24 protein-coding genes are annotated in these 21,775 nt (G+C 65.6%); 10 read left to right on the top strand and 14 right to left on the bottom strand.

Features of this window, described 5'->3' with window-relative positions; translation table 11 throughout:
- The first annotated feature begins 9 nt into the window (after positions 1-9).
- Positions 10-885: a TauD/TfdA dioxygenase family protein gene (locus tag VCS63_RS20350; RefSeq protein WP_042794313.1), complete on the top strand. Its 876-nt coding sequence runs from the start codon at positions 10-12 to the stop codon at positions 883-885.
- 21 nt (positions 886-906) lie between these two features.
- Here the strand turns inward: VCS63_RS20350 and VCS63_RS20345 are convergent, their stop codons facing one another.
- Both VCS63_RS20345 and VCS63_RS20340 read right to left on the bottom strand, forming a co-directional pair.
- Positions 907-1,386 carry a thioesterase family protein gene (locus tag VCS63_RS20345; protein WP_042794314.1) on the bottom strand — a complete coding sequence of 160 codons (480 nt, stop codon included), beginning with the start codon at positions 1,384-1,386 and terminating at the stop codon, positions 907-909.
- Between the two features lie 97 nt (positions 1,387-1,483).
- Complete coding sequence (locus VCS63_RS20340) at positions 1,484-4,126, bottom strand: hypothetical protein (protein ID WP_323880867.1); 2,643 nt, start codon at positions 4,124-4,126, stop codon at positions 1,484-1,486.
- 425 nt (positions 4,127-4,551) lie between these two features.
- On the opposite strand from VCS63_RS20340, the gene VCS63_RS20335 reads away from it, so the two are divergent.
- Together VCS63_RS20335 and VCS63_RS20330 are read left to right on the top strand one after the other, a co-directional pair.
- Entirely contained in the window at positions 4,552-5,106 is a 555-nt protein-coding gene (locus VCS63_RS20335) for a hypothetical protein (RefSeq protein WP_042794318.1), read from the top strand.
- A 20-nt stretch (positions 5,107-5,126) separates the two neighbouring features.
- Positions 5,127-5,579 (top strand): GNAT family N-acetyltransferase, encoded by a 453-nt coding sequence (locus tag VCS63_RS20330; protein WP_042794319.1) that lies wholly within the window; start codon positions 5,127-5,129, stop codon positions 5,577-5,579.
- A gap of 6 nt (positions 5,580-5,585) precedes the next feature.
- Here the strand turns inward: VCS63_RS20330 and VCS63_RS20325 are convergent, their stop codons facing one another.
- Entirely contained in the window at positions 5,586-6,566 is a 981-nt protein-coding gene (locus VCS63_RS20325) for a GlxA family transcriptional regulator (protein ID WP_042794320.1), read from the bottom strand.
- Between the two features lie 171 nt (positions 6,567-6,737).
- On the opposite strand from VCS63_RS20325, the gene VCS63_RS20320 reads away from it, so the two are divergent.
- The gene (locus VCS63_RS20320) at positions 6,738-7,094 is read left to right on the top strand and encodes a DUF1428 domain-containing protein (RefSeq protein WP_164794038.1); all 357 of its coding nucleotides are present in this window, start codon (positions 6,738-6,740) and stop codon (positions 7,092-7,094) included.
- Between the two features lie 53 nt (positions 7,095-7,147).
- Complete coding sequence (locus VCS63_RS20315) at positions 7,148-7,651, top strand: VOC family protein (RefSeq protein WP_063641232.1); 504 nt, start codon at positions 7,148-7,150, stop codon at positions 7,649-7,651.
- A gap of 31 nt (positions 7,652-7,682) precedes the next feature.
- On the opposite strand, the gene VCS63_RS20310 is transcribed toward VCS63_RS20315, so the two are convergent.
- Together VCS63_RS20310 and VCS63_RS20305 are read right to left on the bottom strand one after the other, a co-directional pair.
- Entirely contained in the window at positions 7,683-8,204 is a 522-nt protein-coding gene (locus VCS63_RS20310; RefSeq protein ID WP_063641231.1) for a DUF1993 domain-containing protein, read from the bottom strand.
- 127 nt (positions 8,205-8,331) lie between these two features.
- Positions 8,332-9,414, bottom strand: a complete 1,083-nt coding sequence (locus VCS63_RS20305; protein WP_323880864.1) for a PHB depolymerase family esterase — start codon at positions 9,412-9,414, stop codon at positions 8,332-8,334.
- A gap of 205 nt (positions 9,415-9,619) precedes the next feature.
- Between VCS63_RS20305 and trhA the strand changes: the two genes are divergently transcribed.
- Positions 9,620-10,264, top strand: coding sequence for a PAQR family membrane homeostasis protein TrhA (gene trhA / locus VCS63_RS20300; RefSeq protein WP_042794327.1), 645 nt, complete (start codon positions 9,620-9,622; stop codon positions 10,262-10,264).
- 18 nt (positions 10,265-10,282) lie between these two features.
- Here trhA and VCS63_RS20295 read toward each other — a convergent pair whose 3' ends face one another.
- Together VCS63_RS20295 and VCS63_RS20290 are read right to left on the bottom strand one after the other, a co-directional pair.
- On the bottom strand, positions 10,283-11,470 hold the full coding sequence (locus VCS63_RS20295; RefSeq protein WP_323880862.1) for an NAD(P)/FAD-dependent oxidoreductase: 1,188 nt from the start codon (positions 11,468-11,470) through the stop codon (positions 10,283-10,285).
- 63 nt (positions 11,471-11,533) lie between these two features.
- Complete coding sequence (locus tag VCS63_RS20290; protein ID WP_042794329.1) at positions 11,534-12,301, bottom strand: AraC family transcriptional regulator; 768 nt, start codon at positions 12,299-12,301, stop codon at positions 11,534-11,536.
- A 129-nt stretch (positions 12,302-12,430) separates the two neighbouring features.
- Between VCS63_RS20290 and VCS63_RS20285 the strand changes: the two genes are divergently transcribed.
- Both VCS63_RS20285 and VCS63_RS20280 read left to right on the top strand, forming a co-directional pair.
- Positions 12,431-13,243 carry a sulfite exporter TauE/SafE family protein gene (locus VCS63_RS20285; RefSeq protein ID WP_323880860.1) on the top strand — a complete coding sequence of 271 codons (813 nt, stop codon included), beginning with the start codon at positions 12,431-12,433 and terminating at the stop codon, positions 13,241-13,243.
- 210 nt (positions 13,244-13,453) lie between these two features.
- The gene (locus VCS63_RS20280; RefSeq protein WP_063641227.1) at positions 13,454-13,861 is read left to right on the top strand and encodes a DUF4168 domain-containing protein; all 408 of its coding nucleotides are present in this window, start codon (positions 13,454-13,456) and stop codon (positions 13,859-13,861) included.
- Between the two features lie 57 nt (positions 13,862-13,918).
- Here VCS63_RS20280 and VCS63_RS20275 read toward each other — a convergent pair whose 3' ends face one another.
- On the bottom strand, positions 13,919-14,377 hold the full coding sequence (locus tag VCS63_RS20275; RefSeq protein ID WP_063960487.1) for a helix-turn-helix domain-containing protein: 459 nt from the start codon (positions 14,375-14,377) through the stop codon (positions 13,919-13,921).
- 91 nt (positions 14,378-14,468) lie between these two features.
- Between VCS63_RS20275 and VCS63_RS20270 the strand changes: the two genes are divergently transcribed.
- Complete coding sequence (locus VCS63_RS20270) at positions 14,469-14,963, top strand: DUF2938 domain-containing protein (RefSeq protein WP_042794332.1); 495 nt, start codon at positions 14,469-14,471, stop codon at positions 14,961-14,963.
- A gap of 94 nt (positions 14,964-15,057) precedes the next feature.
- Positions 15,058-15,759, top strand: a complete 702-nt coding sequence (locus VCS63_RS20265) for a glutathione S-transferase family protein (RefSeq protein WP_063641225.1) — start codon at positions 15,058-15,060, stop codon at positions 15,757-15,759.
- Between the two features lie 32 nt (positions 15,760-15,791).
- Here VCS63_RS20265 and VCS63_RS20260 read toward each other — a convergent pair whose 3' ends face one another.
- From VCS63_RS20260 to VCS63_RS20235, 6 genes are all read right to left on the bottom strand, one after another.
- On the bottom strand, positions 15,792-16,553 hold the full coding sequence (locus VCS63_RS20260; protein WP_042794334.1) for an ABC transporter permease: 762 nt from the start codon (positions 16,551-16,553) through the stop codon (positions 15,792-15,794).
- A complete protein-coding gene (locus tag VCS63_RS20255) occupies positions 16,550-17,473 on the bottom strand; it encodes an ABC transporter ATP-binding protein (protein WP_042794335.1) in 924 nt (307 codons plus the stop codon). The genes VCS63_RS20260 and VCS63_RS20255 overlap by 4 nt, the downstream gene beginning before the upstream one ends.
- 103 nt (positions 17,474-17,576) lie before the next feature.
- On the bottom strand, positions 17,577-18,506 hold the full coding sequence (locus tag VCS63_RS20250) for a dihydrodipicolinate synthase family protein (RefSeq protein ID WP_323880857.1): 930 nt from the start codon (positions 18,504-18,506) through the stop codon (positions 17,577-17,579).
- A 2-nt stretch (positions 18,507-18,508) separates the two neighbouring features.
- Positions 18,509-19,681 (bottom strand): L-rhamnonate dehydratase, encoded by a 1,173-nt coding sequence (locus VCS63_RS20245; protein WP_323880855.1) that lies wholly within the window; start codon positions 19,679-19,681, stop codon positions 18,509-18,511.
- A gap of 44 nt (positions 19,682-19,725) precedes the next feature.
- Entirely contained in the window at positions 19,726-20,760 is a 1,035-nt protein-coding gene (locus VCS63_RS20240; RefSeq protein ID WP_323880854.1) for a 4-hydroxythreonine-4-phosphate dehydrogenase PdxA, read from the bottom strand.
- A gap of 7 nt (positions 20,761-20,767) precedes the next feature.
- Positions 20,768-21,742, bottom strand: coding sequence for a Bug family tripartite tricarboxylate transporter substrate binding protein (locus VCS63_RS20235; RefSeq protein WP_042794339.1), 975 nt, complete (start codon positions 21,740-21,742; stop codon positions 20,768-20,770).
- Positions 21,743-21,775: the final 33 nt, after the last annotated feature.

Here is a 21,775-nt window from a genome sequence, read left to right as displayed (position 1 = left end):
GAGACAAGCATGACCACGTATCGCCATCTGGAAATCCGCCCGATCGCCGGCGCGCTGGGCGCCGAAATCCACGGCATCGACCTGTCACGGCCGCTGTCGGACGATCAGTTCGACGAGGTACGCACCGCGCTGCACGAACACCTGGTGGTTTTCTTCCGAGACCAGCAATTGACCCCGCAGCAGCACATCGATTTCAGCTCGCGCTTCGGCGAGCTGCTGGAAGTGCCGTTCGTGCGGGCGCTGGACGGGCACCCGACCATCCTGCCCGTCATGAAAGGCAAGTCGGAAACCACCCGGCGCCTGTTCGGCGGCCTGTGGCATTCGGACATGAGCTATGCCGAAGAGCCGCCGCTGGGCTCGGCGCTGTATGGCCGCGTCATTCCGCCTTATGGCGGCGACACCATGTGGGCCAATATGTATCGGGCCTATGACGCGCTGTCCGACCGCCTCAAGCAGATCCTGGACGGCTTGGGCGCGGTGCACAGCGCAGTCCGTTCCTATGGCGCTGGCGGCGCCGTGGTCAACAATGGAGACCCCGCTCACAAGATGGACGTGCGCACCGACGACCGCGCCGCGAGCGAAGTGGTCCACCCGGCGGTGCGCGTGCATCCGGCCACAGGCCGCAAGGCGCTGTACGTGAACAGCACCTACACGCTGCGCTTTGACGGCATGACGCAGGAAGAAAGCGAGCCTCTGCTGCAGTTCCTTTACCGTCATGCGGCGCGGCCGGAATTCACCTGCCGCTTCCGCTGGGCGCCGGGCTCGCTGGCCCTGTGGGACAACCGCTGCACCCAGCATCTGGCAATGAACGACTACGACGGCTTCGACCGCGAAATGCACCGCACTACGATCTCGGGCGACAGGCCGATTGCGGTCGCGCGCTAGGCCTCCAAGCCCCCCAATGGTTCAGCGCGGCGGCTTCAGCGGCAGCAGCCGCCGATAGCCTTGCGGCAACGGCTGCGCGGCGTGCTCCGCCACGGTGCGCGCCAGCCGTTGCGCCAATTCCGGCGGGAAAGGCTTGGCGCGCCGCGTATCCAGGTCCACGTGCAAGGAAAGCTGTTCCATCGTGGCCGCCACGTAGCCATCGCGGGTCTGCATGAGTTCCATCAGGCAAAGCAGCCGCTTGTCGTCGGCTTCCAGCAGGCGGATGCGCAGCGCCAGCGGATCGCCCGCCAGCACTTCGCGCAGATAGGCCACGTGTACGTTCATCGTATAGATGCCGCAACGCGTGGCCTCGGTGTAGTCCAGCCCCACCCCGACCTCGCGCAGCAGCTGAAAGCCGACGCGGTCGAAGATGCCTACGTAGTGGGCCGCGTTCATGTGGCCGTACTCGTCGATCCAGGCGGGATCCACGCTGAGAGTCGTGGACGGCAGCGCTAATGTCATGGGTTTCCTCGGAGTGAGTTCCGTTCAGCCCATGACCTTAGCCGACGCCGGCTGGCGGATCAATTCGCGGCGATGCCGGCGCGGGCCACGGACGCCCTCAACCGCGTCGCACCCGGTACAGGGCCACGCCGCCGGCCGCCGGCGCGGATGCCCAGTCTCCCGCCCCCGACATTTCGCCTATCGGCCCGCGAAACGTTCCCGCCACGCGTACGCCGCCTTGCGACCGCAGTTCCACCACCAGTGTGGAACCATCGGCCATCCTGGCCAGGGCGACGGGCGCATCCGCGAATCCCGGGACCCTCCATAAAGACACCAGACCCGGCAGCGCGGCATGCAAAGCACGGCCTGGATCGCCCGGAGGCAGCGGCTGCGGATTCAGCGACACTTCGCTTCCCGGAGGCAGCGGCTGCGGATTCAGCGACACTTCACCCCCCGGAGGCAGCGGCTGCGGATTCAGCGACACTTCACCCCCCGGAGGCAGCGGCTGCGGATTCAGCGACACTTCACCCCCCGGAGGCAGCGGCTGCGGATTCAGCGACACTTCACCCCCCGGAGGCAGCGGCTGCGGATTCAGCGACACTTCACCCCCCGGAGGCAGCGGCTGCGGATTCAGCGATGCCGCGGCTCCCGGAGACAGGCGCTGCCGGCCCAGGGACCCCACTACGCCCGGCGGCAACGGTTGTGGGTTGAGCGCGGCCATGCCGGCAAGATTGGCGCTCGCGGCATGGGTTGGCGGTGCGCTCGCCGCGCCGGGAATGTCGAGCGTTTCGCGCCGTAGCAGCGTAACGGTATTGAGCCGGCCGATTTCATGCACGGAAACCTGGTCGCGCAACCGGGTGGTCAGCACCGCACCGCCGCCCGCTGCGGTGTCGAGCCGGTGCGGACCGGCAGCCGGCACGCTGGCCTGCCCGGCGAGCACGGCGGCCTGGACCTCGAAGTGTCCGGCGATGCCACGCCGGTTCACGCGAATGAGGCTGGCTGGTTCCTGTTGCGCGGAAAGCGGACGCAATACCGGTACCACGGCACGCCCGCTACTATCGGCGGCAACCTCCACGGCATGATCGCGCGAACGATACTGGATCAGTTCACCCGGTTCCAAACCGTGCAGGCTCACGATCTGCACGTCCAAGCCGCTCGCCTTGCCCAGATAGGTCTGCCAGTCCGGCGTTTCCAGGGGCGGCGGCTGCATATTCTGGTTCAAACCGTGCCCCCGCCCCCAATTGATACCGTAGGCGTCGTGTTCTCCCTCCGGGATGTACAGGCAGTTGTCGATGTAGGACACGTGCGCATTGGTGACGTGGCCGTTGGCGTCCAGCTCCACATCCGGCGGCGTTCCCAGATCGATCAGCCGGACCCCGCGAGCGGTGCGCACGATGAAACGCACAGGCTCGTTGATACCCTGCGCGATGGCAGAGGGCACAGTCACATCTATCTGTTGCGTCTCGTTCACCGTGCCGCTTGGGGGACGCGACATGTACGTTGTGATCCAGCTCCCCGGCGCAACCACTTCCACGTCGCAAAACGCGCCGCAGCCCTCCATCCATACGCTGCCGCCCGTGCTCACCTCATCCAGCGTGACCGTCTTGCGGGGCGCCCCGGTGCCGGTCCTGGCCAGGATCGAACAGATGTCCAGCCGGTATGGGAGGCCGAAAGGGTGCACCGAGGGCTGCAGCGTGTCCTTGCCCGGATCCAGCGGCAAGCGCACCGGTCCGCCCAGGGTCATGCCTTCGGGCGCCGCCATGACGGTGGCATAGACGCAGCGGGCTCCGCCGAAGGCCAGTTCAGGCAAGGGACTGTCTATGTAGAACGCCTGCTTGCCTACGGGCGTGCCGCCGAACCTGGCGGGATCCATGGCATCGGCGATTCGGTCCTCAACCATGTTATCGATGAAGCCCGGCACCAGGTCGCCCAGATTGATGTGCAGGGACCATCGCACCGTAGTGCGCAGGAATTTGGTAATGGTGGGCGTCAGCGAAAAATCGCAACCCAATGTGCCGTCGACGTCGCCAGCGAAGGGATCGGGCACCTGCGCCTTGCCACGGTAATCGATGTCCACGTGGGGCACCGCGCCGGCAGGCCGCCAATGCGCGGCGATGGCCAGGGATGGAACGCGGTCCTGCAACCCGGTGGGCACCCTTGAACTGGCCAGACGCTCGACCGCGGAACCGTCCAGGAACAATCCCCATTCGTGGCCGCCGAACAGGCGGCTGCGGGCGCTGCCCGCGGGCTCGAAGCGGATGGCGACGACAGGGCCGGCCAATTCGACTCGTGCCGAACTGGGGGACGGCATGCCCAGCTGGGTAAGCGCGGCGCTCAGGTCCGCCGCCGCGGGCGAGTCGACCGCCTTGATGATGGCCTCCCTAGCCGGGGCCGCTGCATCCCCCAGGGCTGCGCCCATGGCGCCCAGATCGGCATCGACGCAGCGCAGGGAAACGGCGGAGCCGGCCGCGGCCAGCTCCAGAGTTACTCCCACCCTCCCCGCCGGGGTCGACGCCCCGGCCGGCGCGGCATTGGGCGCGGCCATTACCGCGGCCCGCGGCGCCACGTAGACATCAATGGGAATTCGCAGATGCACGGCGGAGCCGGCGGCAAGCACTTCCGCCGCCTCCGCTGCCACGTCTGCATGGTCGATGTACGCCGCTCCTACAGGTGCGAAACAAGTTGCGCGCAGCCTGGCCTGCACGGCGCGAACGGCAAGGACGCCCAGAACGGACGCCTGGATCTGTAACTCGATGCTCATGTGAACTCTCCCGGACGAAGTTTCGACGGGACGCGCGAAGTGGGCCCGTCTCGCATACACGCGCACACCTGGCCGGCGCGATGCCCTGGAAAGAACGAAAGCGCCGGCTTCCTGCTTGTGACAGCTGTTGAAACGACCTGGCGATGCAGAGGGAATTCGGAGGCAGTACATCGTATGAACGATGCATTGGCCAGTCTACTCACGGCGGCACTAGTCCGCCAGGACGGCAGACACAAACCGATTGACCGATACGGCGCCGCGCCGCCCGAAAAATGGTCCATCCGCGCACCGCCGCCACGGCGATAGGCGAACGGCGCGTTATGCCGCACGCTGGCGGACAGGCGTAAATAGACAAGTTCGCGTCTTGATTCTCAAGGCGACGCTGACAAACGCGCAGGGTGCGCGCTCAAGGCCGGGGAACCAAGATGAATATCCTGTTGGCGTTCGCGCCATTCATCATGTTTGTCATCATAGAAAGAACCGTCGGGGTGCTGGAAGGACTTGCTGCCGGCACCTTCGTATCCGCCGGGCTGGTGCTGCGCGACTGGCTCAGCCCCGAGCGGCGCGTCAAACTCCTGGAGACAGGCACGCTGCTGCTCTTCATGGGACTGACCCTGTACGCGCCCATGGCGGACGGCGACTCCTGGACCATCGCCCAGGCACGCCTGCGGGTCGACGCCGGCATGCTGGCCCTGGTGTTGCTGACCCTGGCGTTGCGCCGGCCGTTCGCCCTGGAGTACGCACGGGAAAAGGAACCCGAGTACGTCTGGCGGAACCGGCGCTACGCCCGCATGAACTATGCAGTAACGGCGGCGTGGGCGCTGGCCTTTGCAAGCATGACGGCGGCCGACGCGCTGCTGTTGTACAAGCCGCAGCTGCCACAGGCCATCGCCATCGCGGTGACGGTGGCGGCGCTTGCAGGAGCAATGAAATTCACCGCTTGGTATCCGGACAGGGTGTCGGCTACAACACTCAGGTAACCCCCACCCGGGAGACCATGATGTCCCCTCCAGGAAACGACGTCGAAGTCGTGCAGGCCACCCAGGCCAGCGACGCGCTGGTTGCGGCGTTCGCCCGCCTGCTGCCGCAGTTGTCCAGGACCGCCGCGCCGCTCTCGCGCGAGGCGCTGGACGAAATCATCCGCTCGCCCTGCAACCATTTGTTCATCGCGACCATGGGCGGCGACAAGCGCATCGTGGGCACGCTCACGCTGGTGCACTTTCGCATACCCACGGGCATGCGGGCGTGGATCGAGGATGTGGTAGTAGACGAACAGGCCCGCGGCTTGAAGGTCGGCATGGCGCTCACGCGGGCCGCCATCGCCAAAAGCCGCGAACTGAAAGCCAAGACACTGGATTTGACCTCTAACCCGGGCCGGCTGTCGGCGCATCATCTGTACGAGTCAGCGGGCTTCGTCATGCGCGATACGCGCGTGTACCGGCACCAGGGCTGATGGCCGCTACTGAAAGTGGTAGCGCTCGCGGTAGCCCACTGGCGACATGCCGCAGTACTTGCTGAATATGTCGCGAAAGGCCTTGGTGTCGTTGTAGCCGACTTCGTACATGACTTCCGCCACGCTCTTGCGCGAGGTTTCCAGGCGCTTCTTGGCGGCCTCGACGCGCACGCGCTGGACGTACTCCACGATGCTGTTGCCGGTGGCCTGGCGGAACCGCCGCTCCAGGGTGCGGCGCCCCATGGCATGGCGGTCCGCCAGTTCCTCGACGGTGATCCTTTCCGTGTAGCGGCCTTCGATGTAGTCCTGGACCGCGCGCACGACCTCGTCGGCATGGGCCTTCTGCCCTACGAATACCGAGAACGGCAACTGGCTCTGGCGGCTCCAGTCGAGCTGAAAATACTTGGCGCACCAGATGGCGGTGTCGCGGTCGGTGTACTTCTCGATCAGGTGCAGCACGAGGTGGGCGGCGGAGAACGCGCCTCCGCTGGTGTAGATGCCGTTGTCCGCCATGACGATGCGATCGCTGACCCATTGCACGCTGGGAAACAGGCTGGCGTATAGGTTTTGCGCCACCCAATGGACCACCGCCTGCTGGCCGTCCAGGACGCCGCCCGCCGCCAACAGCGCGGCGCCCATGCACAAACTGGCGACTTCGCCGCCCTCGCGGTGATGCCGGGACAACCATTCGATCAGTTCGCGGTTGGACAGCACCGCGTCGGACACCGAACCCAGCAATGGCGGCGCGATGCAGATATCGATGTCGTGGGCATCGGCGAGCACCATGTCGGCCTGCACCGTGATGCGGCCGTCATCAAGCCGGACTTCGCGCGTTACGGCGAGCGTACGCACGGTGAACCGGGGTTCGCGCCCGTGCGCGGCCAGGTACTCGTTGGCGACCAGAAAGCCATGCCGGGCGGTTTCCAGCGAGGCGATATTCGCCCCCAGGGGCAAGAGGAACGCGACGTTTTTCATCCTGCAGAGCATACGCCTGCCAGCTGTCGCAATCCACCCTCAAGATTGTCGCAATCGCCTATCTGAGATCGCCGCCGATCCCGATACAGTGACACTTGCCGGAATGAGATCCGGACCGCGCCAGGGGCGGCTTGCGGGAGTCCCGGGCGGGAAACAGAACAACGTGGATCAAAGGAGTCACTGATGGAAAAGTACATAGACGGTTACCTTCTGGCCGTGCCCAAGGCCAACCTCGAAACGTACCGGAAGATGGCGCAACAAGCGCAGGCGGTCTGGCTGGAGTACGGCGCGCTGGACTACCGCGAATGCGTCGCCGACGACATCGACAAAGAAGGTTTCAGTTCATTCAGCGCGGCCGCCGGGGCGCGCGAGGGGGAGACCGTGGTGTTCGCCTGGATCACCTACGCCAGCAAGGCGGACCGGGACCAGATCAACGCCAAGGTCATGTCGGATCCGCGCCTGGCCGAGAGCTGCTGCGAAGGGGTGTTTGACTTCAAGCGCATGTGCTGGGGCGGCTTCACCACGCTGGTAGGTAACTGAGGCGACCGGGAATCCTTCCCGCCCTCTGCAAGCTGGATATTCTGGAGACACGCATGGCAAACCCCGCAAGCAAACCCATCCCCGAAGGCATGCACACGCTTACCCCGCACATTGTGTGCGAAGGCGCGGCGCAAGCCATCGATTTCTATAAAAAGGCCTTCAATGCCGAGGAGCTGGCCCGGTTGCCGGGCCCCAACGGCAAGATCATGCATGCCGCCATCCGCATCGGCGACTCGGTCATGATGCTGATGGACGACTTCCCTGAATGGGGCAGCCTCGGTCCCAAGGCGCTCAAGGGCACGCCCGTCACCTTGCATCTTTACGTGAACGACGTGGATGCCGCCATGAAGCAGGCAGTGGCGGCAGGCGCCCAGGTGACGATGCCCGTGGCGGACATGTTCTGGGGCGACCGCTACGGCCAGGTCGTGGATCCTTGCGGGCACCGCTGGTCCATCGCCACCCACAAGTTCGACCTGACGCCGGAGGAAATCCAGCAGAACATGGCGAAGATGGGCCCGATGGAAGGCTGCGGCGACCCGTCCAGGAAACAGGGCTAACGTCCCTGCCCGCGGAAGCGGGAAAAGAACGCTATGCGGCGGGTTGCGGGTAGGGCCCCAGGAAATCCAGCTTGCCGATCTTCACGCCCGCATGGCGCAGAATGGCGTATGCCGTCGTGACGTGGAAGTAGAAGTTCGGCAGCGCAAACGTCAGCAGATAGTCGTCGCCGCGGAATTCCTGCTTGAAGTCGCCGAAGGCAAGCGAGACCTTGCGGCCCTCGGCCCCGTCCAACTTGTCCGCCGCCACCTCTTGCAGATAGGCGATGGTGGCGGCGATGCGCTGTTGCAATTGCTCGAAGGTGGATTCCTCGTCAGGGAATTTGGGAGCCTCCACGCGCGAGAGGCGCTGCACGGCGAACTTGGAAGCGTCGCTGGCGCGCTGGACCTGGCCGCTGAGCGGATACATGTCCGGCGCCAACCTGGCGTTGATCAGTTCGGCCGGATCCATTCCGGCGGCCGCGGCGTGGTCGGCGGCCTTTTGCAGCAGCGCGGCCAGCACCTTCAGGCCGCGGACGAAGGCAGGCACGCTGGCCTGGTACATGGAAAGTGGCATGGCAGGAACTCCGGACAGGAACAAGGCGGCCGGCGCAGGACGCGCCGGCGCGCCAGGATACGCTGATCTTACTGCCCTGCCGTGACCGGGTTGCGGGCCTGCATGTCCCGGCAGCGCGCGCCCGGGCCTATTCCGCCGGCTCGCGAGCCAGGCGCCGCTGCCCCTTGAAGAAGCGCCAGATCAGCGCCGAGGCGTCGGGGCCGCTGCGCGCGTGGTAACGCACCGAGGCGTCGCCACCACTCCAGGCGTGCTCCACGAGCGTGATCTCACACAAGCGCAACACCGTCCGGCTGCCGCGCAGCATATCCACGCGGCGGTAGGATTTGTCGGTGCCCAATCCCAGCACGCGTTCGACCGGCACGCTGTCGGGCGGCAGATCGTTCACGGCGCGGAATTGTTCGAACAATTGCCTGGCATTGCGCGGCGCCACCGTCGGATCGAGTTGCCCTTGCAGGATCATGGCAGGCATGCCCAGCCGGAACACCGCCGGGTCCGCGACTTTTTCCAGCAGCGGCAGCAGCGGCTTGAGCGCGCCGCGCCGCATCGTGCCGATACCGCCGGTGGCGCTGTGGGCATCTCCCGCCACCGGACCGGAATGCATGGCCACGGCGGCGATCAGGCGCGGATGCCGCAAGGCCACCAGCGCGGCCATGCCGGCTCCGGCGGACAGGCCCGCGATATACACGCGTTCGGGGTCCAATGCGTGTTTGGCGCACTCCGCGCGGATCAGCGCGGCGATCAGATCGGCTTCCGCGCCACCATGCGCGTCATCTGGCTGGAACCAACGCCAGCAGCGCTGCACCTGGCGGGCCATTGATTGCTGCGGATACAGCACCATGAAGCCACCCGCGTCTGCCCATTGGTTCATGCGCGAACCGCGGGCGAAGGACAAGGAGGTCTGCCGGCAGCCATGCAGCATCACCACCAACGGCATGCCGGAGCGTTGCGCGCCCGCGGGCGTATAGCGCGCAAAAGTGAGCCGGCGCCCGTGACCGTCGGAAAACTGCCTCGACGCTTCCCAGCGGCCTGTTCCAAGCGCGGGTGCGGCGGCGCTCCGGGTGGCGGGCGCTGCGGCGGACTTGGCCGTCCTGCGCTTGGGCGCGCCACGCTTTTTGGTGGGCTTGGGAACCGCCATGCGCATTGCGGCGCGCTGCAATTTGCCGATCTTTTTCGCGGCCTTGAAAAACAAATTGGTAAAACTGCGCGCCATGGATAGGGCCTGTTCACCTGCGTTTGCTTGCGCGCTGAATGTATCACACCGTAACTTATAGACAGCGCTTTATTTCTCCTGACCCTGCAGCCTGGTTGCCGTAGATCAAACGGGCAGCGCGACGCACTCGGCAGGCCGGCCTGCCCGCTTGAGCCGCCGCGCCAAAGCGCCTAAGGTGTAGACCTGATCCAACCAAGACGCATTCATGTTTCCCAACGACAGACCCCAGACCCTGGGCGAGGAAATCGCCAACGCCATCAGCCACGGCCTCGGCGCCGCAGGCGCCCTGGCCTCCGCCCCCATCCTGATCCTGGCCGCCGTGCGCCAGGGCGACGCCGCCTTCATTGCGGGCGCCGCGGTCTTCGCCGCGACCATGTGCCTGCTGTATCTCGCGTCAACCATCTACCATGCGCTGCCCAAGAGCCGCGCAAAGCAGCTCTTCAACGTCCTGGACCATTCCGCCATCTATCTGCTGATCGCGGGTACCTACACGCCCTTTGCCCTGGGAGCCTTGCGCGGGCCCTGGGGCTGGACCTTGTTCGGCCTGGTGTGGGGCATGGCGTTGCTGGGCGTGGGGCTGAAGGCCAGCAAGCGACTTAATCGCCCGGCCATTTCCACAGGGCTGTACCTTGCGATGGGCTGGCTGGTCATCATCGCAGTCAATCCCCTGATCGAACGCGTGCCCACGGGCGGTTTGTGGTGGCTGGTGGCAGGGGGGCTCGCCTATACCGGCGGCGTCGCGTTTTTCATCCTCGACAACCGCTGGCGCTACAGCCATTTCATCTGGCATTTGTTCGTGCTTGCCGGCACGGTATGCCACTTCTTCGCGGTGCTCTGGTACGCAGCCTGAACACCGCCATGCCCGGAGTCAGCCGCGGCCAGATCCTTTCGGCTGCGGCATGGCCAGCAGGCCGCGCTTCATCAGCGCTTTCATACCTGGCACGAGCAACGCCCCGCCAAACATCAGATCGCGCCACAACCCCGGCCCCGACGCCTGGAAGCAAGGCGTCAAGCCGCGGCTCAGGGTCTGGTACAGGCGCGAAGGCATGAGCCGGCTGCGGGCGTAGCGGGCCGGCCCCCTGTCGGCGCCGTGCTGCCCCAGGGCGCGCGCCAACGCCAGCGCGTCCAGCACCGCCAGCGTGGTACCCAAACCCAGCTGAGGGCTCATCGCGTGGCCTGCGTCGCCCACGGCGCAATATGGGCCCGACGCCAATCCGCGCGGCCAGGTGTGGCGGTAGGTGGCCACCGCCAGGTCGTCATGCCGCGAGATCTGGTCCACGACGGGCGCGGCCTCGGGCCACAGGGACAGCATGCGGTCCTTCCAGGCGCCTATGGGCGCCGCACGCCAGGCCGGCAAAGCGTCATGCCGGATGCTCCAGAACAGTGACAGGCGCACACCCTGAGGACCGATCTCGGTAGGCAGCAAGCCCATCATTTCGCGGGTGCCGCGAAAACGCTGCAACAGCTGCGTCGCGCCGCTCCAGCCTGGCGCCCAGAACTGGCCCCACAACGCGCCCCATGCATAGACGCGTGAACTCGCCGCCAGCCCGACCTGCTCGCGCAGCGCGGAAGCGGCGCCATCGGCCACCACGAACACATCGAAACTGGATTCGGCCCGGGCCGCGCCCGCGCCATGCGTCACGAGCGCCTTGCCCTCGCGAGTCTCCAGCGTGGTCACAGGACAGCCGAATGAGAATTCCGCCCCCGCCCGCCGGGCGGCCTCGAACAGCACCCCGCCCAGCGCCGCCCGCGTCGCCGCCCGCGCGCCGTCGCCGACGTAGTCGATGTCCACGACCCGCCAGCCGCGGTGCGACAGGCCCAGCAGGCGGTCGATCGGCGCGCCCACATTCAACGCCGCGACGTCGACTCCCAGCGACTTGAGCGCGCGCACGCCGGGCGGCTGCAACAGCAGGCCAGCGCCGAGCGTGGTGAATTCCGGGTGCTTTTCGAAGACGCGCACCTGATGGCCGGCTTGCGCCAGCGCCAGCGCGGCGGCCAGGCCTGCGCTGCCGGCGCCGGCGATGCCTATGGATAGCGGCGGTTGCGTAGTAGTCATGGAATGGCGTAACCCGGCTGCCCGGAGGGGCTGCCGCGGGAGCCGGCATAGTACCAAGCGCCCTTAAGCCTCGCGCAGATACTCCGTGGGCGGGCGCCCCAGCACCCGCCGGAACATCGTGGAGAACGCCGCCGGGCTCAGGTAGCCGAAATCCAGCGCGATGGAAGTCACCGAGTCACCAGAGGCCAGGCGTGACAGGGCCAGCACCACGCAGGCTCGCTGGCGCCATTCCGAGAACGCCATGCCGGTCTGCTGGCGGAAATGGCGGCTGAACGTGCGCGGACTCATGTGCAGCCGCTCTGCCCAGGCTTGCGGCGCGGCGCGTGCATCCGGCGCCGCAATGAAGGCCTTGCATAAGGGCGCCAGGCGCTTGTCGCGGGGCAGCGGGATGTGCAGGGGCAGTACTGGCGCGCGCTCGACCTCGTGCAGCAACAGGGCGGCCAGCGCGCCGTCGCGCCCCGCCGGATCGTAGGCGGCGGGCATGTCCACGGCGTCGAGCAACAGCTGCCGCAAGAGCGGCGACACCTCGATCACCTCGCAGGCTTGCCGGTCCGCGCGCGCCGCGCCCGGCTCGATGTAGGCGCTGCGCGTGCTGACGCCCAGCATGCGGACCTGGTGCGCCACGCCTGCCGGAATCCACACCGCCCGCTGCGGCGGCACCACCCAGTTGCCGTCTCGCGTGACCACGTGCATGACGCCGGTCGCCCCATACAGCAATTGCGCGCGACGGTGCGCATGGGCGGGCAGCAGCCGGCCGGGAGGATAGTCGTTGCCGATGGCGACGACGGCGCGGTCCAGGTGATCGTAGTGGTCGATATGAGTATTGCGCATCGCGGGCTGCTACCGTGGCAACGTGCCGATTGGCCGAAATTCAAACATTATTGTCCCATCCTCGAAAGCGGGCCACACCCGGCGGCCGTATCGTGGCTGCTTTCCCTCTTTCCTTATGAGGATGCAGGCATGCTTTATCTGGTTCTGGCCCTGTTCGGCTGTTTGAGCGGCGTGACCACGGTGCTGTTCGGCTTCGGCGGCGGCTTCGTGGTAGTGCCCGTGCTGTATGCGGTGCTGACGGCCGCGCATGGCGCGCAGGATGCCATCGGCTCGGCGGCCATGCATATCGCGGTGGCCACATCCACCTGCGTCATGATCGTGAATTCGGTGGCGGCAACGCGTAAGCACCAGCGCGCCGGCAACATTCTGCGCGCCTATGTCTGGCCCCTGGCCGGCTTTATCGCCGCAGGCGCGGCGCTGGGCGCGCTCGCCGCCACTCGCGCAAGCGGCGACCTGATGCGCTACGCATTCATTGCCTATCTGGCCGTGACCATCCTGGATTGCCTGCTGCGCCAAGGCTTCATGGCGCAGCAGGACGAACGCCCCCGCCCGCTGGACCGCGGCGTCCTCGTGGGGGGAGGCGTGATCATTGGTGCGGTCGCGACCTTTCTCGGCGTAGGCGGCAGCGTCATGACCGTCCCCCTGCTGCGGCGCCGCGGCCTGCCCATGGCCAAGGCCGCGGCAATGGCCAATCCGCTGACCCTGCCCGTGGCGCTGGTGGGCACGCTGGCCTACATGGCAGCGGCGGCCAGCCTGCCCTCCCCGCTGGCGCCGTGGATCGTGGGCTATGTAGACCTGCTGGCGTTCGCGGCGCTTGCGCTGGGATCGCTGGCGGGCATCCGGCTGGCCGCGCCGCTGATCCCGCGAATTCCGGATCGCCTGCACGCTCGCGTCTACGTGCTGCTGCTTGCGCTGGTGATGCTGAGCATGCTGGCCGTCTAGAACCCGTCCCGCAAAAAATTAAAGAAACATCGCGGCCAGCAGCGACTACGAAATCGCGCAAAACGTTTCCGCCGCGCCCCCGGGCGCGCCCTCCCAGGGCGCGCCCGCATCCCGTGGCCTGCCGACACAGGAAAACACATCGCGAAACTTGCCCCCGCGCCTCCCGGCTCGGCATCATGGTCCGACATTCAACCGGAACAAGGAGGTTTCATGCAGCGTTCCACTTACGCATTCCTGTCCGCCGCCCTGCTGGCGACGGCGCTGTCCGGTGCCCCCGCCCTTGCGCAACAGGCCAGTCAGGGCCAGCCGCAGGCTCAGCAACGTATGGCGCCCCCGCCCGCGATCCAGCCGACCGATCAGCAATTGCAGCGCTTTGCCTCGGCATCGCAGAAGATTTCCGGCGTTGTCGACGAATACCGCCCCAAGGTCGACGCCGCCAAGACCGACGAGGCCAAGCAAAAGGTCGTGGAAGAAGCCGACGCCAAGATGGTGAAGCTGGTGCAGGCCGACGGCTTGAGCGTCGAGGAATTCAACGGCATCGGCCAGGCCGTGCAGCAGGACCCCCAGCTCAAGCAGCGCCTGATGAGCATGAGCAAGGGTGCGCCCGCCGGTAAGTAAAGCTCTCCGAGAGCCAGTGTCTGCCCCGTGGATGCGCCGGTGTCCGCGGGCCAGCCGCTAACCTTGGCGCCATCCCTCCTGTTCAGGACGGATGGCGTTTTTTTGTTTCGACCCGGCCGCCCTGCTCTGTTTCACCCTGCCTGCGGCCGCCTTCAGCAGCCGCTGGAAAGTCGGGCATTGTGCGTGGTTTGCCGCGGGGCACTCCGCGGCGTGGCGCAAGCCCTGGCTCATCGCCCGCAAGCGCTTGACGGTCGCGTCTATGCTGTCGGCCTTGGCCAACAACAGTTTTCGGTCGACCCGCAATGCTCCCTCCGGCGAGAGCATGGCCTGGATCTCGTCCAGCGACAGACCGCCGGCCTGCCCCAGCGCGATCAGGGCCAATTGATCTAGCACCCCGGGCGCAAATCGCCGGCGCTCGCCGGCGGCGCTGACCGCCTTGATCAAGCCTTTGCTTTCATAGAAACGCAGCGTCGAGGCCGGCAAGCCCGTGCGCCGCGCGACTTCCGAAATATCCATGCCGCGTCTCCTTCTTGACCCGTTGACTTAAAGTTGACTTGAACTTCTATCATGCCTGCGAACGATGGACTCATCAATCAAAGGACAGGAAATGGTATCGATGGAAGCAACGGCAAGAATCATCCTGATCGGGGCCGGGGCGACCGCCGTGATGGACCTGTGGGGCCTGGTCCAGAAAGGCTTGGGCATACCCACGCTGAACTACGGGCTGGTCGGGAGATGGGCTGGGCACCTGCGCCGGGGCAAGTTCGCGCATGCCAATATCGGCCGGGCCGAGCCGATCGCAGGCGAGGTGCCGCTGGGCTGGGCGATCCACTACACGGTGGGCATAGTGTTCGCCGCGCTGCTGGCCTGCGTCCAGGGCGAGGCATGGTTACGCAACCCGACGTGGCTGCCTGCCCTGGCCGTGGGCGTGGCGACCGTTGTCATCCCATTTTTCGTGATGCAGCCCGCGATGGGCCTGGGCCTGGCGGCGGCGCGCGCACCCTCGCCCCGGAAGGCCCGCGCGCGCAGCCTGGCGACACACGCGGTGTTCGGATGCGGCCTCTATCTGTCTGCGGTCTTGCTCCAGCAAGTGTGGGAATGATCGCCAAGTAAGGCAACCGTCAGCCGCCAGGCCTGCGCAAGCGGTTATCCTGTTTCCGGATTTCCTTACCGACACGCAGAAGGAGCGCAGTATCTTGACCACGGATCTCACTCTCTATGACCTGGCGGGCGCCGATGCATCGCTGCGTTTCAGCCCGCACTGCTGGAAGACCCATATGGCGCTGGCGCACAAAGGCCTGACGGCCACGACCGTGCCCTGGCGCTTCACGGAAAAAGAAGCGATAGATTTTTCCGGCCAGAAGCTCGTGCCTGTGCTGGTGCACGGCACCCATGTCGTCAGCGATTCCTGGCAGATCGCGTGCTACCTCGAAGACCACTTCCCCGAGCGGCCCTCGCTGTTCGGTGGCGCCACCGGCCGCGCGCTGAGCCTGTTCGCGAATTCATGGGCCGACACCACCCTGGTGCCGACGCTGGCGCGGCTGCTGCTGCCCAGCATCCATGGCCTGATCCATGAAAAAGACCGGGACTATTTCCGCGCCACGCGGGAAAAGCGCTTTGGCAAGCTGGAGGATCTGCCCGCAGGCTACGACGAACAGGTCGCAGCACTGCGCGCCGCATTGCTGCCGTTGCGGCAGATGCTGGGCAAACAGCCCTATCTGGCGGGCGAGCAGCCGGCCTATGCCGACTATGCAGTGTTCGGCATGTTCATGTGGGCGCGCTGCACCAGCACGTTGGAACTGCTGGCCGAGGACGATCCCGTCCATGCCTGGCGCGAACGGCTGCTGGACGCGCATGATGGCATGGCCCGCAGCGCGCCGACGGCCGCGCAACCCTGAAGCGCGGCCGCGCCTGCCGACACCGGCGGCGCTCAGGTCTTCAGCCGGTAGCCAGTCTTGAAGATCCAGCGCACGCCGATCAGGCAGGCCAGCAAGAACACCAGCGTCATGCCCACGCTGACGCCGACGCTGACGTCCGCCACGCCATAAAAGGCCCAGCGGAACCCGCTGACCAGATACACCACCGGATTGAACAAGGTGGCGGTCTGCCAGAACGGCGGCAGCATCTTGATGGAATAGAAGGTGCCGCCCAGGAAGGTCAGCGGGGTAATGATCATCAGCGGGATGATCTGCAGCTTCTCGAAGCCGTCGGCCCAGATGCCGATAATGAAGCCGAACAGGCTGAAGGTCACGGCGGTGAGCACCAGAAAGCCCAGCATCCAGAATGGATGCGCCACCTCGAACGACACGAAGAGGCGCGCCGTGGCCAGCATGATGAGTCCCAGGATGATGGACTTGCTGGCAGCGGCTCCGACATAGCCCATGACGATCTCCACATAGGAGATGGGCGCCGAGTGGATTTCATAGATGGTGCCCGAGAACCGCGGCATGTAGATGCCGAAGGACGCGTTAGCGATGCTCTGCGTCAACAGCGACAGCATGATCATGCCCGGCACGATGAATGCCCCGTAGCTCACGCCGTCGATTTCGACCATGTGCGAGCCGATGGCCGAACCGAACACCACGAAGTACAGCGAGGTGGAGATCACCGGCGACAGCACGCTCTGCATGAGCGTGCGCCATGCGCGGGCCATTTCAAACAGGTAGATAGCGCGGATGGCGTAGAAGTTCATGATTGACCGTGCACCAGGCTGACAAAGATATCCTCGAGCGAGCTTTCCGACGAATTCAGGTCCGTGAACTCGATCTCCAGCCTGGAAAGCTCATGCAGCAGCCGGGAGATTTCCCCGCCGCCCTGGTTATCGTACGTATAGACCAGCTTGTGGCCGTTGTCGGACAGTTCCAGCTGAAAGGCATCCAGCGCCGTGGGGATGCCCGGCAGCGGCGCCTTCAGCGTCAGCGTCAGCTGGCGCTTGCCCAGCTTGGCCATCAGCGCGTGCTTTTCCTCGACCAGGATGATCTCGCCCTTGCGGATGACGCCGACGCGGTCGGCCATTTCCTGGGCTTCCTCGATGTAGTGCGTGGTGAGGATGATGGTGACGCCGCTTTCACGCAGGCGCCGCACCATTTCCCACATGCCGCGCCGAAGCTCCACGTCCACCCCCGCGGTGGGTTCGTCCAGGAACAAGATGGCGGGTTCGTGCGACAAGGCCTTGGCGATCATGACGCGGCGCTTCATGCCGCCCGACAGCGCCATGATGCGGCTGTCCTTCTTGTCCCAGAGCGACAGGTCGCGCAGCACCTTCTCGATATAGGCGTGGTCTGTCGGCTTGCCGAACAGGCCGCGGCTGAAGTTGACGGTGTTCCAGACGCTTTCAAACGCGTCGGTGGAGATCTCTTGCGGCACCAGGCCGATCTTGGAGCGCGCCGCGCGAAAATCCGAAACGATGTCGTGGCCGTCGGCCAGCACGCGGCCGGCGGTGGGATTGACGATGCCGCAGATAATACTGATCAGCGTCGTCTTGCCCGCGCCGTTCGGACCGAGCAGCGCGAAGATCTCGCCCCGCTGGATGTCCAGGTTCACGCTCTTGAGCGCCTGGAACCCCGATGCGTACCGTTTGGATAGATCCTGGACTGAAATGACCGGCTGCACACGCGCCCCCGACTAGATGGATAGCCAGGGATTTTAACCGTCACGCCTGACAGGCTTGTTCGGCGTGACGGAACAGTGTGTTTGACCGCTGAGCAAGTTCTGCTCAGCGTCCCCAGCGCAGAACCAGCGGATCGAGCCGGCGGGCGGTCTCAAGCAGCCCCTGGCGGACCTCCTCCCGCATGGCGGGCAGCGGGTGCCGGGGCGCCTCGCAAGCGATCACGCCACCGGCTTTCATCAAGGCCTTGGCGCTGAGAATGCCACCCTGCCGGTTTTCGTAGTTGATCAGGGGCAGCCAGCGCTCGTACAGGCGGCAGGCCTCGTCGCGCTTGCCTGCGCGGTGGGCCTCGATGATGGGACGCAGGCCGTCGGCGAAGCCGCCGCCCGTCATCGAACCCGTGGCGCCGGCATCCAGGTCTGGCAGCAGGGTGATGGCTTCCTCGCCGTCCCAAGGCCCTTCCACCGCAGCGCCGCCCAAGGCGATCAGGTCACGCAGCTTGGACGCCGCGCCCGCGGTCTCGATCTTGAAGTACGCCACGTGTTCGATCTCGCGCGCCATCCGCGCCAAAGCCGCGGCCGACAATGGCGTGCCCGCCACTGGGGCGTCCTGGATCATGATGGGGATGTCCACCGCGTCGGACACGCGTTGGAAGAAGCCCGCCACCTGTTCTTCCGATACCCGAATCGTCGCGCCATGGTAAGGCGGCATGATCATCAGCATCGCGGCGCCCTGCTCCTGCGCCCGGCGGCTGCGCGCGGCGCAGACCTGGGTACTGAAATGCGTGGTGGTCACAATGACGGGCACGCGGCCGGCCACGTGTTCCAGGATGGTACGCGTCAGGATTTCGCGCTCGTCGTCCGACAGCACGAACTGCTCGGAGAAGTTGGCCAGGATGCAAAGGCCGTCCACGCCGGAGTCGATCATGAAGTCCACCGCCCGCTTCTGGCTGGGGAGGTCCAGTTCGCCCGATTCGGTGAAGGTGGTGGGAACGACAGGGAAGATGCCGCGGTAGCGCGGATTTTCGTAGGTTGCCATGTCTATTCGATGATGTTGAAGTTCTTGAGGTATTCCGTCTTGAGCGTCAGGCCCAGCCCGGGCTTGTCGTCCTCGAGGTCGATGAACCCCTCCTTGGCCACCGGCTCGCCGTCGAAGATGTAATAGAACAGCTCATTGCCGACTTCCACGTCGAACATCGGGAAGTATTCGCTCATGGGCGAGGCCAACGTGCTCATCGTCAGGTGGTAATTGTGCATCTGGCCTGCGTGCGGAACGACCGGCACACTGTAGGCCTCGCACAATGCGTTGATTTTGTGCGCCGCCGTGATGCCGCCCACGCGGTTGGTGTCGTACTGCACCACCGACACTGCCTTGCGGTCCAGCAGCTGCTTGAAGCCGTACAGCGAAAACTCGTGCTCGCCGCCGGAAATCGGGATCGAGGTCAGCTGGTTCAGCTCCGCATAGCCGTCGATATCGTCGGCGATGACGGGCTCCTCCAGCCACCGGGGTTCGAATTTCTCCAGCTTGGGCAGGATGCGTTTGGCGTATTCCAGGTTCCAACCCATGTAGCACTCGAGCATCAGATCGGTGTCGTAGCCGATCACTTCGCGCACCGCCTCCACCGACTTCAGGTTTTCCGACACGCCCTTTTGCAAGTGCGCCGGACCATAGCCAAAACGCATCTTGAAAGCCGTAAAGCCCTGGTCCAGATAGGTCTGCGCCTCTTCCTGCATGGCTTTCAGGTCGGTGCGATAAAGCTTGGAGTAGTAGACCGGGATTTTTTCCTTGGTGCGCCCGCCCAGGAGCTTGAAAACAGGCTTGTTCACGGACTTGCCCAGGATGTCCCAGATGGCCAGGTCCACGGCCGAAATCGCGGCCATGGTCACGCCTTTGCGGCCCCAGGCATGGGTAGCGCGGTACATGCGCTGCCACAGGTATTCGTAGTCCCAGGGATCCTGCTCGATCACGAGCGGAGCCAGGTACTGGTCGATGATGGCCTTGGCCACGCGCGGCGCCAGCGCCACGTTGCCCAGGCCCACGATACCGTCGTCCGTTTCCACCTCGACCACGGTCCAGCCGTGGAAGCGGAAGGTGCTCATGGTTTCCTGCCTGGAATACAGCAGGTCCATGGCATTGGAGCAGAAGTTGCCCTGCGGCGGCACGGTCTTGCCGGTCCATTCGTAGACGCGGGCGCGGACGGATTTGATCTTCATGTGGGTTTCCTGCTTGGAATCGAGGTAGGGAATGAAACGTCGCGTCAGCCGGCAGACGAACGCGATGCACGGTGCGAGAGGCCCATCCGGCAGGCTATGAGGAAGGCCTGCCAGGTCGCATCCAGGTTGGCCCGGCCCTGGCCGGCGATGTCGTAGGCGGTGCCGTGCGCGGGCGTAGTGATCGGGATGGGCAGGCCTCCCTGTACCGTCACGCCGCGCGAGAAGCCCAGAAGCTTGATCGCGATCTGGCCCTGGTCGTGATACATGGTGACGATGGCCTGGAATTCGCCGGCCTGCGCCTTGAGGAAGATCGTGTCCGCGGGGAATGGCCCTTGCACCGGCAGGCCCTCTTCGTTCAACTGCCGCACGGCCGGCGCGATGATGTCCACTTCTTCCCGGCCGCAAGTGCCACCGTCGCCGCCATGCGGGTTGAAAGCGGCCACTGCCACGCGCGGCTCGGCCACGCCGTTGGCCTGCAGCGAACGATAGATCAGGCGCGTGGCGTCCTTGATGCCGTCGACACTGAGCGCCGCCGCCGCATCCTTGAGCGGAATGTGCGAGGACACGCGCGAGGTCCACAAGTCCCCCAGCGTGTTGAACTCGCAGAAATAGCCGGTCACGCCCAGGTACTGCGCGAAGTGATGCAGCTCGTCGTCGTGCCCCAGGCCGCCCAGCTTCATCGCGTATTTGTTCAGGGGCGCGAAGCAGATGGCGTCGACGTGACCGTCACGCGCCGCGTCCATGCAGGCGTTGAGCACCCGCAGCACCGACGCCCCGCCCGCGGCCTCGGCCTGGCCCACGCGCACCTGGCCGGGTTCGATGGTTTCCATCCCCAGCCAGGCGGGCGCGCTGGTGTCCGGCCGGTCGCGCACCGCCTCGAAGCTGTCCACGGCTTGCGTGGCAACCTGCACGCCTGCCACCCGCTGGCCCTCGCGCCACAGCCACTCGTCGCCAACCAAAACGATGTTCGCGAGTTGCGTGGCTTGTGGCCTGGCCAGGAGGCGGGCGATCAGTTCGGCGCCGATGCCGGCGGGGTCGCCCAGCGTCAGGGCAATGACGGGTTTCTGCTGCGTGCTCATGTCTGGGTCATTCCACGGAGATGTTGTTCTTCTTGATGATGCCGGCGTAGCGCTGGTTCTCGGACTTGTGGAACTGCGCGAATTGCTCCTGGCTCATCGGGTTGATGTCGGCGCCGATCGCCTGCAGGCGGGCCTGCGTGTCGGGCAGCGCCAGAATGCCGTTGACGGCGTCATGGATGCGCTTCTGATTGGCGGCAGGCGCGGCGCCGGGCATGTAGATGCCATACCAGGCGCTCATTTCCACGCCGGGCACGCCGGCTTCGGCCATGGTGGGCACATCAGGCAACTGCGCATTGCGCTTGGCGCTCAGCACGGCCAGCGCGCGTACCTTGCCACTTTTGATATGAGGAATTACCGAAGACGCGGTTTCGAACGCGATCTGCACCTGTCCGCCCATCAGGTCCACCAGCGCCGGGCCACTGCCGCGGTAGGGAATGTGGATCATCTGCACGCCAGTGGCGTCCTTGAACAGTTCCGCAGCAATGTGCTGGGTACTGCCCGAGCCGCTGCTGGCGAAGTTGTAGGTGCCCGGCTTGCTCTTGAGCAAGGCGATCAGCTCCTGCACCGACTTGGCTGGCACATCGTTATTCACCACCAGGATGTTGGGCACCGCGCCCACGAACACGACCGGGACCAGATCGCGGTCGTTGTCATAACCCAGCTTCAACAGGTGCGGCGCGATGGCGTGGGCAGTGGATACCCCCATCACCATGGTGTGGCCGTCCGACGACTTGGCCGCCAGGTCCGCCGCCAGCGTATTGGATGCGCCCGGCTTGTTCTCGACCACCACGGTCTGCTTGAGTAGCGGGCCCAGCTTGTCGGCCACGGCACGCGCCATGGCATCGGTGCCGCCGCCCGGCGCGGACCCTACCAGCAGGCGCAGGGGCTTGTTGGGCCAGTCGGCGCCTTGCGCCTGGACGGGCGCCAGGGCAGACAGGCACAGGGCGCCGGCCGCGATCGCGGCCAATAGCCGAGTCTTCATGGTTGTCTCCTTGGTTGGTGTCTTCTTGCCCTA

The organism is Achromobacter sp. D10, assembly GCF_035282245.1.
GTDB lineage: Bacteria > Pseudomonadota > Gammaproteobacteria > Burkholderiales > Burkholderiaceae_B > Achromobacter > Achromobacter insolitus.
This window is presented reverse-complemented; position numbering and strand designations above follow the sequence as displayed.